Here is a 17,470-nt window from a genome sequence, read left to right on the forward strand (position 1 = left end):
AAACTCATATTAGCCACCGAAGATAAATGACATGTACCCTCCATCAATTGGTCCATTGAAGCCTCCCACAAAATTCAATACGTTGAAAGAAATTCGTGCGCCACTTGAATGGTTGTTTGCTTATGGCAATCGCCGTAAACTTGCAGACGTACCGCAGGGTGATGGACGTATTTTGGTGTTGGTGCCCGGTTATGGTGCCGATGAATGGTCCATGCGACCTTTGAAGAAATTTTTGCAGTCAATCAACTATCAGGTTTTTGATTGGGGTCATGGACGCAATCGAGGACATGTGAAACACGACACTGCTTTGTTGGCAAACACGATCAAAACCATCAGTGAAAATCATAGTCAACAAGCGGTCACCATAATTGGATGGAGTTTGGGTGGCGTGTTGGCTCGCGAAGTCGCTCGCTTGCACCCAGCGTGTGTCAGTGAAGTCATCACCATGGGAACGCCATTGGTGGGTGGACCTAAGTATACAGTGTTGGCCCAAAAATATGCCAAATCAATGGACATGAATTTAGATCACTATGAAACTGAAATTCATGAGATCAATGCCCAAGGAATCACCCAGCCAGTCACGGTCATTTACAGCAAATCAGATGGTGTGGTCGGATGGAACGCGGCCATAGATCGATACAATGAACAAGCACGTAACATCGAAGTCAGTTGCTCGCATCTGGGTATGGGGGTCAATGCAAGGGTTTGGCAAATCATAGCTGAAACTTTGGCAGCATCTAATAACACCTCAAAAGCAATGACATGATGTTAGCAGATATTATGAACCTGGTTTGATTGCATTATTTCACATAACGCTTCAGACCATTGGGAGTGAATATATTGTCATTGGCTAATTTGGCATCATAAATGTTGCCTTTGGGCGCTTCATTTTGTAAACCCATGACGTGGTATTTTCTGCTGTTTAAGTCGTGAAAAACGGTGATTACCGGAAAAGTGCCAGGCATATTCGGGTCTTGTTGCAAATAGGCCATGCTGACGCGGAACAATTGTCCTTGTTTGTCGTATTGATCAGCGATGGCAATTGACCATGAGTCTTCATCAATGTAAAAGTCACGTCGGCTGTACAGGTGACGCCATTCACTTTTTACCGTGCCTCGGATAACCCATACACGGTGTTTTTCATATCGAGTCAAAGCGGGATTGATGTGGCCTGGTTTTAAAATGTCTGTATATGGCAAAGCCGTGTCTGCCAGTCGATTGTTGTTATATGGGATGTACACCGTTCTGGGTTCAAGTAATTGCCATTCAAAGCGATCAGGTGCCCCATTGACCATGTCTGTGTCATCCGCTGTGCGCAATGCATTGGCGCTACTGATGGGTTGATCGTAAGCAAAATTAGGTGCCCTGGTTACCCGACGACGTCCTTTGTCCCATAACCATGCGGAACGTGGTTCATCAATTTGATCCAAAGGTTCAATCACCAACCCCCCAGTGCCGGAGCGGCTGGCAGGTGCCGTGGTTTTGGAAATCGCGGAAAACAATCGATTCGGATTGGGGTTGTCATTGAGGTAATAATCGTAGCGTATCAATGATTCGCGACTGGACAATTGAAAACTACCATCCTCAGCCACATTGGCATCACTGGCATGGTTGATCAATTGAACGCCACGCCATCGAGCCACATGATTGAAATAAACTTCCAATGCTGATTGGGGTATGGGAAAGGGAATGCCACCAGTTGCGTTCAAAATACCCGTTTTTTGTGGGTTTAACTCAGCCGTAATGGCATTATTTTTGCTGTTGTTATAAACCCAGTCGGGTGCCGCAAAAGTGCGGTGACTGGGGTAAATAGACATCTTAAAAGTTTCAGGGTGTGTTTGGAATAAAGCGATTTGCCCCGCTGTCAGGTGTTTTTCATGTTGTAAGTAATTATCATGGGTGATGGTGAACAACACCTGTTCTGATGGGTCTGTGGTTTTGACATCCTGCCAAGCAGGAATTCCTGCGGGTTCATCGCCTTTTTTGATGGCGCCAAAAGGTGTTAAGTCCTGCCCCAATCGTGCGGCTTGTTCAGTTGAAACTTTGGCTTCAACGCCGGTGACAAAAAACATTAAGAATGTTAGCAAGGTGGTGGGACGAAAATCAGTCATATTATTCATCGTGTTCGGTTCTGTTGAGGCGCATTTCTATCAGGTGATGAGCAAAACCCACTTTTTCATAAGCACGAATGGCTCTGGGATTTTTGGCATAGACATGCAAGATAATTTCTTTGATATGGTGCTGATGAAACCAGGCAGTGATGGCTTCAATCAGAGCCTTGCTGATGCCTTGGCCTCGGTAAGATTTTTTTACATACATAAAACCGATATAACCCAAATGAGTTGATTGGAAGAAATTTTTTCTGGGCCTGATTTGGCCATACACACTGCCGACTATTTGAGCGTCATCTACTGCCACCAGTACTTCTGTGTCTTCGGCATGGATGTAATCTTTAATGGGGTAATAACTGATGGGCTGGTCCTGAATCAATGTGGGGTCCATCGGTCGTTCAGTGGCGATGATTTTTTGCTCAAATTCCAGCAAAGTTGGCAAGTCTGCGATGCTGGCTGGGCGAATGTGTGTTGCGGACATAGTATTCGATTGTGACAGTTGCTAATAAATAACCAATGAATCATACCATCAAAATCATATCAGTCCTTTTATTGTTTAAAATAGTCAATTCTGATTTTTACAATCAACTTAAATGTTGTAAACAATAGGTACAAACAATCATGGGCATGCTCCGCAAGTTTTCGACAAGTCATTCAGCACAAAAATTAAAACGAATCATGAATTGGTATGGACCTTATTTAGGTGCAGGCGTAAAAATTGAATATCTGGCTGATGACTGGCGCGAACTCAGGGTCGCTATGTCGATGAAATGGTATAACCGCAATGCAGTGGGTACTCATTTCGGCGGCTCTTTATACAGCATGATTGATCCACACTACATGTTGATGTTGATGAAAATATTGGGCAATGACTACATTGTTTGGGATAAAGCCGCTTCAATCAATTTTATCAAACCTGGTACCGGTACGGTAAGGTCCACCATGAAAATTACCGATGAAATGTTAGTTAAAATACAACAGGAAACCCAACATGGTGAGAAGTATCTGCCAAATTTTGAGGTTGAAATTTTCAATCAAAAAAATGAATTGGTGGCTCAAGCAGTTAAAACTTTGTATATCAAAAGGAAGCCGCCAATACCTGGTGAAAACTCAGTTTAATCGTTGTATCAATTTTAACAGTCTATGGCTGTTGCCCACTCCCATGGTTGTGAAGACATGAATTAAAAAGATATAATTAATCACTATGAGTAAAATTGAAATCACCATCAACGGCAAAACCCATACTTTTGAAGCAGGGGATCAAAATGCCATTAAAGACATGCCATGGCAAGAGCGAAAAGAACTCATTGGCATTTTAGAACAAATCAAGCAAGTTGAATATGTAGACAATAAGCCAGCTGTAGAGAAGCAGGGTCTTTCCATCCTTACCACTGAAAAACAGATCAACCCCACCCCTTCCGCCACAGCAACACCGGCCTATGACAAAGCGGTGAAACCTGGACAAGGTGATGTGGATTCCATCATGAATCGTTTGATTATGGAGGAAAAGAAGCATCAGTCCACCGTTCCTGACAGGGGAACTGTGATTAAATGGATGTTGGCGGTGATCGCTGTGATCATGGTGTTGGCATTGTTGTTCTGAATGCTGTATTAACATCTATTGACTGCTGTTGATGTATAATCAATAGATGACGTAGCGATTCGATAGGATGATGGCTTGTTGCGAGTTATTAATACTTTGCGATGAATAACATGCCAAACTTCAGAATCAAATTTCAAACCCTCGAGTTTTCCCACATTGACATTCACTTCAAAACCCTCAGGAGCAATCAAGAATTTGCCGACCCTGAAGGGGTTGCAGCCTCATTGGGTATTTCATCGGCCCAATGGCCTTTGTTTGGTGTGGTCTGGGAATCCAGCCAGGTGCTGGCGCATTTGATGGATGATTTAGATACCGGCAAAAAGCGAATACTTGAGGTGGGATGTGGCATTGGATTATCGAGTTTGTTGCTCAATGCCAGAGGTGCGGCCATTACTGCCACTGATTACCATCCTGAAGTGGGTGAATTTTTGATTGGCAATGCGGCATTGAATGAAGGCAGGAAAATCCCTTATTTAAGAACCAGCTGGGACAATCAAAACACCGGTTTGGGCCAATTTGATTTAATCATTGGCAGCGATTTATTGTATGAAAAGGAACATGTTGAATTGTTGTCGCAATTCATTCATCGCCATGCCAAACTCCAATGCGAGGTCATCTTGGTCGATCCAGGCCGAGGTTTTCATGCAAAATTCAGCAAAGCCATGATCCTTTTGGGGTATTCCCATAAGCAAAGCCATGTCAAAGCAGAAAATTATTTGTCAGAGAATTACTCAGGCCAAATACTGCGCTATGCAAAACCAGCATAATCAGCGTGTGATTTTGTGAGCCATCAGCTTGTTTGGAATTTCAAGGCTCGCTATAATCTTGACTTTTCATCGGTAGCAAATAAAGCATGATATTGACTTTGGGACCTTATAAAGCAGACACAAAGACCTACCGGGTGTCCCGATCGGATCAACTGCTTAAATGGGGAGACAAAGCCAGTCAGCTGTTTGTGTTATTACTTGAAAATTCACCACAAACCATTTCCAAAGAAACCATCTTCGCTCAAGTGTGGCAAGGACGCGTGGTTACAGAAAATTCTTTGTATAAAACCATTGGGACGCTTCGTAAAACCTTGAATAAGGATGGCATTGAAATTGAGTCGGTGTTTGGCGAAGGGTATAGAATCATTGCTGATGACAGCATGGATTCTGTGCAATCAATTGAATTTACGCAGAAAAACAAAAAGACATCGAAGTTGAAATACTTGCCATTGTTGCTGTTGATACCTTTGATTTGGTTCAGCCATGATTACCAAAAAGCCACCCTATTATTTGGCAAAATGAAGCGCTTACAACAAAACCTCGCAGTGACTAAACAAGCTTTTATCAGCCAGGTGAATGTCAGGAATGAGCTGGGTGAATTGTTGAGCCAACGGTTCGAATTGAACCCTGAAGATTCATGGGAAAAAAGATTTTATCAATTGTATGATCAAATGAATGCACAAGAGCGATTTCTTTGTCAGCAAACTCGTGCTTACACAGAAGGGCCTTTGTATGAAAAAAATCAAGCGGCCTTATCATTGTTGAACAACCATCCTGAGCTGTCTCTTGAGCTGCCTATGGCTCAAGAGTTAATCACCCACTTAACCATTTGGTTGAATAAATACCACCGTGTGTTCAAAGGTTCGGAAAAAATGTGCTTGTTGTATGTCGGGGTTGAAGATGGGGCAAAATACCCATCAGAGTTTGATGCTCAATTAGCAGCATGGATCAATCAGCATCAATAGAGGCTTGTTTCTACAGTGACAAGCCTGCTATCAACTGATACTTAATTGTTCGATTTGAATGGCGTCACGGCCAACAACAGAAGCATCACCACCATCAGCAAAATAACACCGATTGTATTTAAGCCTGGAACAGAGGTGGGCGTTCCTTGGTTGATTGGTGTGATGGGCCCTACACTGATGCTGTCGATACCAATCAGGTTACCATTGAATGGTGATTGACCCACATTTTCGACAAAATAAATCAAAGCCAGCCGACCCGCACCATTGACTGGGACATTGAATTCTGTCCATTGTTCGGGATAAGTCCCAGCCGTTAAATTGGGATTGATCGATAACAAAATTTGAAAATCTCCAAAGTCACTGCCTGCGGTTCCATTGAATGCCGGTTGTCCGCCAACACATGGACCGGTGTTAATCCCGCCGGATGGACTGTAAGCCACCAGTAAATTGTCTGCTGAAGGAGAATTAGGAACTGTTCGGGTAAAAAAATTCAATTGTTCTACCATGCCAATGTCTGGCAAAATCAACCAGTCACATAAAATGTTACCGCCAGTTTGGCCAACACCGCCGAGTATGTAGGAATTGTCTGAACCTGCCTGGGCTGGAAAAACCGAAGCAAAGCCCTGTCCCCAAGACAAGTCGCCGATGAAGTCAGATTGGTTATCAAAAACCCAGCCATCTCCCGGTAATTGATTGACCGCCTCAAAGCCTTCTGAATAGCTGCCCGCCGACAGTGGTGCTGACAGCAGTAAAAGTAAAATAGTTAAATATATCGATGATTTCATGTGTGCTCCATATGCTGGTTGTTAACCATTCACAGCATATTGAAACCAGCGCAAAAGGGTTACTGAATAAATCTGAATAGTTCTGCCAAAACCTGATTGAAAGGTTGAAAATAAGTGAATGTGTTGAATTTCAATTTTAGACTGATTTTGCTAAAATTCATTGCACTGTATTCAAAACACATGGATGTCAAAGCATGAAAAACAAATTTAATCGCACCATTCTGACCCACTTTGCTTGGGTTTTCATTGCGTTTTACAGCTTCCCTTTAGCAGCATTGAAGTTCAATGAAAAAGAATTGATTGTTTTGCATGGGGATGAAAAAGCATTGGCCGCTGATGAGGGGTACTTGTATTTATCTGTGGACAGTGAAAATCATTTTACGACTGTTGTTTTGGATAGGGTGGGCTCAGGAAAAAGACTCAGATTCACTGATATGGCGGCAGGGGAAAATCATGCTTTGATTCAACTTGAAGCAGGAATTTATTACTGGAAATCAATCAGAGGCTATTTGTTATTTGGCTTGAATTGGTTCCACTTTGATGAAGATGATTATTATTTCGAGGTCAAGCCAGGCGTGGTTAATTATCCGGGAACTTGGCAATCAAATTTTAAATTAACAGGCTTGCTTCAGGGCTATTTATCTATAAAAGCGACCAACAAAGCAACCATAGAATGGCCTTATTTCAAACAAACCTACAGTCAATACACTGGGCAGACGCCTTTTGAGTATGTGGGCCACACCGAAGATTATTACAATACTTATTTGGAAGCTTTGATTGATAAATATGACTTCAAAGCACGTCAAAAAATAGATTATCAAAACACAGATAAAAGCAACTTACCCGTCAAATATTTTGACATTGATGACGGGGTTGAACTACAGAAAAAACAATTTCCCTTGTTGTCAGATTATCTAGACAGCGACGATCAGATATCGGGTGAGATCAATCCGCAAGGCGAGTGGATTTTATTGAGTTCAAAACAGCACAAAGAAACCATGATCGAGGTGGTAAATATCAAAACACTCAAATCTTATGTGGTATTCAAAGAAAATCTACCGGCAAGGGCGAGGATCCGTCACTTGCAATGGATAGACAATGATTCATTCTTATTTGATATTGATTATGAAAAGTACTCATTCAGTCAAGTCTTGCATTTAGAGACTAATGATAACAATGAGTTAACCCGCGCACATTCAGTTGAGTTACCCATGGCAGGATCGGTGTTGAGTCCTTTGGTAGCGCAGGATAACCACATGGTTTTTGCTAATCATAAAATGAGTGATGTTGGAGGTAAAAGCATCAATGGGGTTTACTTGGTTGATACCAGCACCAGCAAAACAGTAAAAAAATCATTCAAGAAGAAATTAGGCAAGACCAAAAGATTTGATCGTGTGATTGATTGGCTGACCGATGCCAGTGGTGTGGTCAGGTCTGCTATTGAAGTTGAGTATGATGAAAAAGCAGAACAGGTATTGTTTCATCACTGGTTTTTGACCCAAAAAGGCACTGATGATTGGGTTAAAATTAAAACCAGTTACGCGGATGACGAAATTCCATTACCAGTTAAATTGTCGGAAGATGAGACGTTTTTTTACGCATTCAGCGATCAATATGGTGATAAAAAATCGGTGCATAAATACAGTGTAAAAGATTACTCATACATTGGCCCTTTTTATGAAGACTCTGAAGTGGAGATCAATGGCTTGATTGAAGACCCGACCACCCACCAAATCATTGGTTATACCTACATGGAAAATGGCTTGTCCAAGCGTAAGTTTTTTAATGAAAAAAATGATCGCATCAAAGCACTGCGTGCCAAAAATCCACAGATACAATTGTATGTCAGACAACACTTAGCAGATGCGGGGTTGATGTTGATTTATGGCACCACTCAATTCTCCAAAGGGGCTTGGTATTTGTTCCAGCAAAACAACGGACAAATCATCAAGCTATTAGACGAAAGTCCAGTGTATGAAAAGCTGCCAAAAGGTGATAACTTCAGTTTAAAAATCACGGCTGAAGACGGGGTTGATATTGAGGGTTATTTGGTGGTTCCTTCTTTGCGAGGTGATGATAAGCCACCGTTGGTGGTGATTCCACATGGTGGTCCGATTGGTGTGAGAGACACTGCCAACAATGATGAGATGCAACATTTTTTTGCTTCAAAAGGAATTGCCACATTGAAAGTTAATTATCGAGGCTCTTCAGGATATGGTAAGCAATTCAAAGAAATGGGTAATCAACAGTGGGGGGAAAAAATTGAGTCAGACATTCATAGTATGGTATTGCACGCTGCCAAAACCCATGACCTTAACCTCAATAAAGTATGTGCAATGGGTGGCAGTTATGGTGGTTACTCAGCGGTTATGTTAACTGTTTTGTATCCCGATGTTTACCAATGCGCTGTGTCGTTACATGGTGTGATGGATTTGCCCTTGTTGTTTGCCAATGACTCCATGTTTAAAGACGATGAATTTTATGCACGATTGGCGGAAATTGTTGGAGATCCAAAAACTGATTTGGATCGACTGATACAAAAATCACCATTTTACCTGGCTGAAAAAATCACCAAACCGATCAAATTGTTTCACGGCGTGAATGATGAGAGGGTGACTTTAGAGCATTCTTTCAGGATGCAGCAAATGTTCACCATTTTGAAAATGAATGCAGATTTAACCCTTTTGATGGATGAAGGTCATTCCATGAAATATTTGAACTCCAACATTTTTTATGTGGCTGAGAGTTTGAAATTTATCATCAAACACCTTGACCTACCAATCAAGTATAGCCCAGATGATGACCAGGAATTAATCCAAGAGGATGATGTAATAGACTATATATTGGACTGATTGGGCTTGATTGTGAATGTCCGATATAGCCACGAAAACATGGGGTCTGATTAGTCTTCAGACCCCATCATGATTAAACCGTTGTTATTGTTTTAAATAGGTGTCTAAGAGTATCAAAGACAATCAGTATATTTAAAAACATTGGGATGCGTTGGCTATTTATTTTTTACTGTGTATTAAGCGACCTCGTAACCATTGCTTGGTGGGCTTGCCGAGCAGTGCTTTAAGCGTTGGGGTGGCTTTTCGAAAGGACTTGAGGTGAATCGGGTTGTTTCTACCGCCTAATTTGGCAAAGAAAATGTATTCTTCATCCAATTTCATTGGGCTACATTTATTGTCAGTGGGTGGTTTGCCTAGGTCTATATCAACAGTTTCAGTGACTTTGCCTTGCCATATTTTCTTGGTTTGGATGTAAGTCATTGGCTTGTTATTAAAGCTGGCTTCTTTGCGGTAAATACCAGAGAATACATAGGTGAAATTCATCTTTTTGAGTTGATCAAAGTCAACTTGTGCCAGTTCTTTGGCACTGGGTTTGGCCTCTTGAATCCATTCACCATTGACCAAACGGGGTGGTTTGGATATTTCGGGTTCAGGTGTACATGATGAAGCCATTTGACTCATGGCGATGCCAGATAAGGCAATGATCAAAAGGGTTTTTTTCATGGGGTCTCCAGCCAAAAAGTCACAGGGCCGTCGTTGATTAAGCTGACTTGCATGTCAGCGCCGAATTGTCCGGTTTGAATCTTTAGACCTGTGTTATTGGCCAGTTTGACCAATTGATTAAAAATAAGTTCGCCGTGTTCAGGTGTGGCACCACGCGAAAAACCCGGGCGGTTGCCTTTTTTGGTGTCGGCGACCAAGGTAAATTGGGACACCAACAACAATTCACCTTGGATGTCATTCAGTGATAAATTCATTTTACCGGCCTCGTCAGGAAAAATGCGGTAACGACAGAGTTTATTGAGTAACTGTTCTGCTTTTTCAGTGCTGTCCTCACGTTCCACTCCGACCAAAGCCAGGATGCCTTGTTGGATTTTTCCCACGGTTTTTCCAGCCACATCGACCTGCGCTTGTTTGACCTTTTGGATTAATATTTTCATGGCTGTTGATGTTAGCAGAATTGCCAATAAAAGTGAAAATCATCCAGAACTGATGTTAGATTTAATGGCATGGGTTATTCAGCGCGCAGCTGAAAGTTAGGTGATTCAATAGCACTTTTAATCGAAATGGTGTCATCCTGAGCGCAGCGCAGCGCAGCGAAACCGAAGGATCTCATGAGGCTGGATTGGTGTTTTGCTTGAGTGTGCGTGGTCTGTAGGAGATTCTTCGACTGCACTTCGTTCCGCTCAGAATGACTGTTTTTTTAATCAGAATGCTGTCATCCTGAGTGCAGCGCAGCGAAACCGAAGGATCTCATGAAGCTGGATTGGTGTTTTGCTTGAGGGTGCGTGATCTGAAGGAGATTCTTCGACTGCACTTCGTTCCGTTCAGAATGACTGTTTTTTAATCAGAATGCTCTCATCCTGAGTGCAGCGCAGCGAAACCGAAGGATCTAATGAAGCTGGATTGGTTTTTTGCTTGAGGGTGCGTGATCTTAAGGAAATTCTTCGACTGCACTTCGTTCCGCTCAAAATGACTGATATTTTAATCGGAACGGTTCATCCTGAGTGCAGCGCAGCGGAACCGAAGGATCTCATGAAGCTGGATTGGTTTTTTGCTTGAGTGTGCGTGGTCTGAAGGAGATTCTTCGACTGCACTTCGTTCCGCTCAGAATGACTGTTTTTTTAATCAGAATGCTGTCATCCTGAGTGCAGCGCAGCGAAACCGAAGGATCTCATGAAGCTGGTTTGCTGTATTAATTGAGGATGCATGGTCTGTAGGAGATTCTTCGACTGCACTTCGTTCCGCTCAGAATGACTGTTTTTTTAATCAGTATGCTGTCATCCTGAGTGCAGCGCAGCGGAACCGAAGGATTTCATGAAGCTGGATTGGTGTATTAATTGAGGATGCGTGGTCTGTAGGAGATTCTTCGACTGCACTTCGTTCCGCTCAGAATGACTGATATTTTATTCGGAACGGTTCAACAAGCGGTCAAAATAATTATGCTAAAATATAACAAACGTGTGTAACCATCATTAAGCCAAGGGTGAGATGGTTGTTTGCTGAGCAACGCTTATTGAACCAGCTTTAATCACAATGCTGCTGTCCAATCTGATATCACACGACATAACTGAATCTATTAATCATTGGGGGAGACCATGAAACCATTCATCACCTTGTGCCTGTGCGCCATCACCGGACTGGCACAAGCCAGCACTTTAAATATACCGAATACCTTCACACCGAACACACCAGCCCGAGCATCTGAAGTCAATGCCAACTTCAACGCCACAAAATCCGCTGTGGATGACAATGACAGTCGTTTGGCTTCTGTAGAGGCTTTGTTGACCACCATGCAAAGCAGCATCACTAACTTAGAAAACACGGTGGCCTCACAACAAACCACCATCACCAACCAACAAAACCTGATCAGTCAATTACAGTCGGACTTGGCAGCGGTGGAATCCAACAGTGTTTTGGGTTTGGACGGATATTTAAGTTTGACCACATTCAATGGCTATGATACGGCGGAATTTACCGGTGTTAATGTTCAGATTAACGATGGATCAGGAGACACTGATGGGGTGGTCAACGGCTTGGGCAATGTCATCATTGGTTACAACGAGTTCACTTCTCCAGGCACTTTGTTTTGCAGCTTACCTCAATACAGCAATGAAACAGACTGCAACAATTCTGGTGGTACTTGGCAAGAGAACGTAACAAATGGATCTCATAATTTAATTTTAGGAAGGGCGCATTCTTTCACTTCATTTTCATCACTGATCTCTGGCCACAGTAATGTCAGTAACAACGAGAATACAACGTTATTGAGCAGTGGATACAGTACCAGCAATGGCATCAGAGGAATCATATTAGGGGGCTCCAGTCATTCAATCAATGCCGATTACAGCAGCATCATGGGAGGCGCAGACAATCATGCTGAGGAAGAACTGACTTCTTTGGTGGGTGGCTTAGGCAATATTGCATCAGGTTACGGCAGCAGCATCACAGGTGGCAATTACAACTCAACCAATGACTATTATAGCGTTGTATCTGGAGGGCAATATAATCAAGCCACAGGAAGCTATTCTAGCGTCAGCGGCGGACAGAATAATGAAGCCAGCGGTGATCATGCCAGTGTCAGTGGGGGAAATCAGCTTGTGGCATCAGTCAACCATCAATGGCGCGCAGGTGATTTGGCTGTTGATATTCAGAATGTTGTTGACTCGAACAGCCAGCAGTTTAATTCTATTAATCAAAGCATTAATGTCCTTACCAATGATGTTAATTCGACAAACGCAGCGGTAACTTCAAATACAAATGACATTAATTCACTTCAAAACAATTCGGTTTTGAGCCTGGATGGTTATTTAAGCCTTATAACAAACAATGGCTATGATACGGCTGTATTCTCTGGAATTAATGTACAAGTAAACAGCGGATCAGGCGCAACTCACGCTTCAGTAAATGGTTTAGGAAATTTGATGATTGGTTACAATCGTGATTGGGGTACTGGGAAATATTTTTGCAGTATTTCTGAATTCATTGAAGAAAATGATTGCATCAACAACAATGGTACCTGGCAGAAAAATATAACCACCGGTTCGCATAATCTGGTGATAGGAGACAACCATTCATATACCAGTTATTCTGGCATAGTCTCTGGATACAGTAATGTCATTAATGCAAATCAAGCCAATGTTTTGGGTGGCAGGGAAAATGTAGCAGGTGGTTCATACAGCTCAATTGATGGTGGATACAACCATAATGCAACAGGAGACTTCAGCAGTATCAGTGGGGGGCATTCAAATGTTGTGAGTGGATATTCCAGTAGTATCAGCGGTGGCCGTGATAATCTTGCCAGCGGCGATTACAGCAGTGTCAGTGGTGGCCGACTGAATATCGCCAGTGAAGAAGGTAGCAGTGTTAGTGGCGGTCAAGAAAATACTGCAAGTTCTTTTTACAGCAGTGTCAGTGGTGGGCATCAGAATGTTTCTGATGCAAACTCTAGCAGCATCAGTGGTGGATTCCAAAACACAGTAACAGGATCAAGCGGGAGTGTAAGCGGTGGTTGGCAAAGAACCATTAGCTCAAACTTGGGTTGGACTGGAGGAAACTTGTCAACCAACATTCAACCTACTGTCAATGCTTTAGTCAACGAAATGAGTCAAGTGCAAGACGATTTAATTGCAGTAGAAGATGATGTCATTCTACTGAATTCTGATGTTTCAGGACTAAACAACGATTTTTCAACACTGAACACATCTGTCAACACCAATCAAACCAACATCACCAATGTCAGTAATAGCCTAACCGCTGTTCAAAACAACTCTGTTCTGTCATTAGATGGCTTCCTCACCCTTTCCAACATCAACGGTTACGACACCGCAGAATTCACCGGCATCAATGTTCAGGTCAACGACGGTTCTGGTACCACCCAAGGCGTCACCAATGGACTGGGGAATTTACAAATTGGTTACAATGAAGTTACTGGTAACGCCATCTTTTTCTGCTCGGACAACGACTACTACAATCAAAACGACTGCACCACCAATGGCGGAGTTTGGGACCAAAATGTCACCACAGGCTCGCACAACTTGATCATAGGTGATGACCATTCTTACACCAGTCATGGTTCGATTGTGGCAGGCTTGGCTAATATATCCAATGATCGATTTTCCAGTGTTTTGGGTGGTTGGAGAAACCTGGCCGCAGGGAATGTGTCCACTGTGTCCGGCGGCAGCTACAACATCGCCAATGGCAGCATCAACAGCGTGACAGGTGGTTACAGCAACACCGCAACAGGCTCCAGAAGCAGTGTAACCGGTGGCCAAGGCAATCTGGCCTTTGGTGCTTACAGCACGGTCAGCGGTGGCAACGGCAGAACCGCCAACGGTGATGACGATTGGGTTGCAGGTTCTTTAACGGAAGACTTTTGAGGACAGACCCATGAGTCGATACAAAATCATGGCAGTGGCCGCCTTCTTGGCCACCACTGCCCAAACTTTAGCCACTGACCTGATCTTTAAATCGGGCTTTGATCCCAATGGCCTGGTTTCTGGTCAAGTCTTGGGTTTGGGTGCAGATCCAATCCAATTAAGACTGTCAGCCACAGGCGTGAATGAAACCATGACCCTGACCCAATCAGGCGGATTCATCTTCAAAAGCTATGTCACCTCAGGTGATGCTTGGCAAGTCACCATCGAACAGATGCCCGCCCAACAGCATTGCAACCTGACCAACGCCTCTGGCACCATGACCACAACCGGTGATGATGCCTTGCAAGTCACTTGTGGCACCTTAGAATCCGAATGGGATGTGATGAACTGGGATGAAGGGGTCTGGCAATGAGTTCAATTGTGCAGAAATTCATCTACATGTTGTTTTAACACAGACAGGTAATCTGGTTTCATTGGGTCCAGCCAAATGGCATTTTCCTCTTTGCGCAACCAAGTCAGTTGGCGTTTGGCCAATTGTCGGGTGGCGACGATGCCTTTGAATATGAAGTCCTCTTTGCTGGTTTTGCCTTCCAAGTGCTCCCAAGCCTGGCGATAACCCACCGAACGCATGGAAGGCAGTTCATCGTGGTTTCTGGGATGTGCCATCAAGGTTCGCATTTCATCGAGGAAGCCTTGTTTGAGCATCAGCTTAAAACGCATGGCGATGCGCTCATGCAAAATGCTGCGATCTTCAGGTGAGATGATGATTTTTAGGCTGTTGTATTTCAGTTTTTGTCCTTGGTCCAATTCATACCAGGTACTCATGGTTTGTCCGGTCAATAAATACACTTCATAGGCGCGGTTGATCCGCTGAGGGTCATTGGGGTGGATGCGGGCGGCACTTTCAGGATCGACTGCAGCCAATTGTTCATGAACATGTTCCCAGCCCAGGTTATCGGCCATGGATTGGATTTGTTCCCTGGTCTTGGGGTCGGCTTCTGGCAATTGCGATAGGCCATTTTGTAGGGCGTTGTAATACATCATGGTACCACCAGCCAATAAAGGAATGCGCTGATTATCGACACTTTGTTGCATCAGATTGATGGCATCATGACAAAAATTTGCCGCTGAATAGGGTTCCCAGGTTTCACACACATCGACCAATGCATGGGGTGCTTGTTTGCGTGTTTCGGCATCGGGTTTGGCGGTACCAATGTCCATGCCTTTGTAAACCAATGCCGAGTCGACTGAAATGATGTCGCCTTGATATTCCTGGTGCAATAAAATCGCCGCATCGGTTTTGCCCGCGGCAGTGGGGCCCATCAAGAAAACGGCCTTTGGTAAGTTTGAATTTTCGGTCACATCACCCATGAGCGAAGATTATTGACCACGCAGGAATAATTTGTCCAATTGTTTCATGTCTAACTGCGTCCAAGTCGGTCTTCCGTGGTTACATTGGTCCGAACGCAAGGTATTTTCCATGTCACGCAACAAGGCATTCATTTCCATGATTGATAATTGGCGGTTGGCTCGAACCGAACCATGACAAGCCATGGTGGACATGATTTCATTGATTTGCGCTTCGATTTTCTGACTGGAACCCAAGGCCACGATTTCAGACAACACATCTTTGATCAGATTTTCCACATCGGCATTGGCCAACATCGCTGGTATCTTGCGAATCACCAAACTCTCCTCGCCGGTGATGGTTATTTCAAAACCCAGTTGATCAAACCAATTTCGGTGGGTTTCTACTGCATTGACTTCTCGGCTGGAGACATTGACTTGAATCGGCACCAATAATTTTTGGTTACGCAAAGCGTCCTCTGCAAACTTTTCTTTCATGCGTTCATAAGTGATGCGTTCATGAGCGGCATGCATGTCAACAATGATCAGACCATGTTGATTTTCAGCAATGATAAACACGCCATGGATTTGTGCTTTGGCATATCCCAATGGAGGGATGTCTTGCTGATCATGTTCTGAGGTCGGCAGGTTGTTGTAATCACCTGCTGGATAGCTGGGCAGGTTTTGGCTGGCTTGGGCTGATTGACTTAAGTAATCAAAACTGGCTTCGTTCACCCCTTGGGATGGTACCGAAGACTGAAAATGGCCACCTGAACCGCCACCAGATAAATTCATGCGGTGTTGCATTTGCGAATAATCAGGCAAAGGTTCGGTTACCGTTGCTGACATTTCTCCGACACGTGTATGAGCCAGCGATTGATGAATGGAACCAAAAATAAAGTCATGGACTAATTTAGAATCGCGAAAACGCACTTCGTGTTTGGTTGGGTGAACATTGACATCGACCAATTCCGGGTCAATGTCCAAATACAACACAAAAGCCGGAAAGCGACCATGAAACAACACATCTTGATAGGCTTGTCTGATGGCATGGCCCACCAATTTGTCTTTGATCATGCGGTTGTTGATGTAAAAAAATTGGCGATCAGGTTGCGCTCGGTTCCAAGAGGGTTTGGCCACCCAGCCTGACATTTTCAATTTACCTCGTTCTTGTTCCATGTATATGGCGTTTTCAATAAAGTCTTTGCCACACAGTTGATTGATGCGTTGGTGTTTGAGGATGTCTGAATCACCACCCGAATGACAGCCCTGGGCATTGCGGATCATTTTACCGTTGTGACTGAGTCTGAAAGTGACATCAAAGCGAGACAATGAAACGCGCTTGATCAATTCATCGATGCGCAGGTATTCGGTTTGATCGGTTTTCATAAAACGCCGGCGGGCGGGCGTGTTGAAAAACAGATCTGAGACAATGATGGTGGTGCCAATCGGATGGGCTGCAGGCATTGGGCCTTCAATTTCGCCGCCATGGGCATTGATTTGATAAGCCATCTCGGCGTCTTGGTGTCGTGAAATCAATTCAAAACGGCTGACCGAGGCGATACTCGGTAAGGCTTCGCCCCGAAAACCCATTGATAACAGGGACTCTAAATCATCCAATGACTGTATTTTGCTGGTCGCATGGCGTTGCAGGGCCATGGATAAATCTTGTTGAGTGATGCCTTGGCCATTGTCGGTGATTTTAATGCGCTTTTTACCACCGGTTTGCACATCGATGTCAATCACAGTGGCGCCTGCATCCAGGGCATTTTCTACCAGCTCCTTAACCACCGAAGCGGGCCTTTCAACCACTTCGCCTGCGGCAATTTGGTCGATCAATTGATTGGGAAGTTTTCTGATACTCATGTGATAAATTTTAACATGAGAATGCACAGAAATGATTCATTCCTGGTCGCAACTTTAAGGATATGTTTGACTACATACAGTGTGTGGAATGTCCTTGGCTGAACCGATTCGCTGTCAACGTCAGTCCAAGTTTCA

At 43.7% G+C, this 17,470-nt stretch carries 15 protein-coding genes; 8 read left to right on the top strand and 7 right to left on the bottom strand.

Annotated features, from left to right (window positions below):
- Positions 1-31 precede the first annotated feature (31 nt).
- Positions 32-766, top strand: coding sequence for a lipase family alpha/beta hydrolase (locus tag CCS90_RS03225; protein WP_099018059.1), 735 nt, complete (start codon positions 32-34; stop codon positions 764-766).
- 34 nt (positions 767-800) lie between these two features.
- Here CCS90_RS03225 and CCS90_RS03230 read toward each other — a convergent pair whose 3' ends face one another.
- Together CCS90_RS03230 and CCS90_RS03235 are read right to left on the bottom strand one after the other, a co-directional pair.
- Positions 801-2,120 (bottom strand): DUF1329 domain-containing protein, encoded by a 1,320-nt coding sequence (locus CCS90_RS03230; protein WP_218961646.1) that lies wholly within the window; start codon positions 2,118-2,120, stop codon positions 801-803.
- Positions 2,113-2,592 carry a GNAT family N-acetyltransferase gene (locus tag CCS90_RS03235; RefSeq protein ID WP_099018060.1) on the bottom strand — a complete coding sequence of 160 codons (480 nt, stop codon included), beginning with the start codon at positions 2,590-2,592 and terminating at the stop codon, positions 2,113-2,115. The genes CCS90_RS03230 and CCS90_RS03235 overlap by 8 nt, the downstream gene beginning before the upstream one ends.
- A 197-nt stretch (positions 2,593-2,789) precedes the next feature.
- Here CCS90_RS03235 and CCS90_RS03240 point away from each other — a divergent pair, with 197 nt between their 5' ends.
- The 4 genes from CCS90_RS03240 (at position 2,790) to CCS90_RS03255 (ending at position 5,446) form a co-directional block, all read left to right on the top strand.
- Positions 2,790-3,230, top strand: a complete 441-nt coding sequence (locus CCS90_RS03240; RefSeq protein WP_246026981.1) for a DUF4442 domain-containing protein — start codon at positions 2,790-2,792, stop codon at positions 3,228-3,230.
- Positions 3,231-3,315: 85 nt separating this feature from the next.
- Positions 3,316-3,714 carry a hypothetical protein gene (locus CCS90_RS03245; protein ID WP_099018061.1) on the top strand — a complete coding sequence of 133 codons (399 nt, stop codon included), beginning with the start codon at positions 3,316-3,318 and terminating at the stop codon, positions 3,712-3,714.
- Between the two features lie 101 nt (positions 3,715-3,815).
- Complete coding sequence (locus CCS90_RS03250; RefSeq protein WP_246026980.1) at positions 3,816-4,481, top strand: class I SAM-dependent methyltransferase; 666 nt, start codon at positions 3,816-3,818, stop codon at positions 4,479-4,481.
- 86 nt (positions 4,482-4,567) lie between these two features.
- Positions 4,568-5,446: a winged helix-turn-helix domain-containing protein gene (locus CCS90_RS03255; protein WP_099018062.1), complete on the top strand. Its 879-nt coding sequence runs from the start codon at positions 4,568-4,570 to the stop codon at positions 5,444-5,446.
- 41 nt (positions 5,447-5,487) lie between these two features.
- Here CCS90_RS03255 and CCS90_RS03260 read toward each other — a convergent pair whose 3' ends face one another.
- On the bottom strand, positions 5,488-6,231 hold the full coding sequence (locus CCS90_RS03260; protein WP_099018063.1) for a choice-of-anchor J domain-containing protein: 744 nt from the start codon (positions 6,229-6,231) through the stop codon (positions 5,488-5,490).
- Between the two features lie 194 nt (positions 6,232-6,425).
- Between CCS90_RS03260 and CCS90_RS03265 the strand changes: the two genes are divergently transcribed.
- A complete protein-coding gene (locus tag CCS90_RS03265) occupies positions 6,426-9,083 on the top strand; it encodes an alpha/beta hydrolase family protein (RefSeq protein WP_099018064.1) in 2,658 nt (885 codons plus the stop codon).
- Between the two features lie 159 nt (positions 9,084-9,242).
- Here the strand turns inward: CCS90_RS03265 and CCS90_RS03270 are convergent, their stop codons facing one another.
- A complete protein-coding gene (locus CCS90_RS03270) occupies positions 9,243-9,746 on the bottom strand; it encodes a hypothetical protein (RefSeq protein WP_099018065.1) in 504 nt (167 codons plus the stop codon).
- Positions 9,743-10,183 carry a D-aminoacyl-tRNA deacylase gene (gene dtd, locus CCS90_RS03275; protein WP_099018066.1) on the bottom strand — a complete coding sequence of 147 codons (441 nt, stop codon included), beginning with the start codon at positions 10,181-10,183 and terminating at the stop codon, positions 9,743-9,745. Before dtd ends, CCS90_RS03270 begins: the two co-directional genes overlap by 4 nt.
- Before the next feature lie 1,158 nt (positions 10,184-11,341).
- On the opposite strand from dtd, the gene CCS90_RS03285 reads away from it, so the two are divergent.
- Positions 11,342-14,122 carry a hypothetical protein gene (locus tag CCS90_RS03285; RefSeq protein ID WP_099018068.1) on the top strand — a complete coding sequence of 927 codons (2,781 nt, stop codon included), beginning with the start codon at positions 11,342-11,344 and terminating at the stop codon, positions 14,120-14,122.
- 10 nt (positions 14,123-14,132) lie between these two features.
- On the top strand, positions 14,133-14,534 hold the full coding sequence (locus CCS90_RS03290; protein WP_099018069.1) for a hypothetical protein: 402 nt from the start codon (positions 14,133-14,135) through the stop codon (positions 14,532-14,534).
- 2 nt (positions 14,535-14,536) lie between these two features.
- Here the strand turns inward: CCS90_RS03290 and miaA are convergent, their stop codons facing one another.
- Together miaA and mutL are read right to left on the bottom strand one after the other, a co-directional pair.
- Positions 14,537-15,493 carry a tRNA (adenosine(37)-N6)-dimethylallyltransferase MiaA gene (miaA, locus tag CCS90_RS03295; protein ID WP_099018070.1) on the bottom strand — a complete coding sequence of 319 codons (957 nt, stop codon included), beginning with the start codon at positions 15,491-15,493 and terminating at the stop codon, positions 14,537-14,539.
- Positions 15,494-15,502: 9 nt separating this feature from the next.
- Positions 15,503-17,335: a DNA mismatch repair endonuclease MutL gene (mutL, locus tag CCS90_RS03300; RefSeq protein WP_099018071.1), complete on the bottom strand. Its 1,833-nt coding sequence runs from the start codon at positions 17,333-17,335 to the stop codon at positions 15,503-15,505.
- Between the last annotated feature and the right edge of the window lie 135 nt (positions 17,336-17,470).

The organism is Marinicella litoralis (assembly GCF_002591915.1).
Classification (GTDB): domain Bacteria; phylum Pseudomonadota; class Gammaproteobacteria; order Xanthomonadales; family Marinicellaceae; genus Marinicella; species Marinicella litoralis.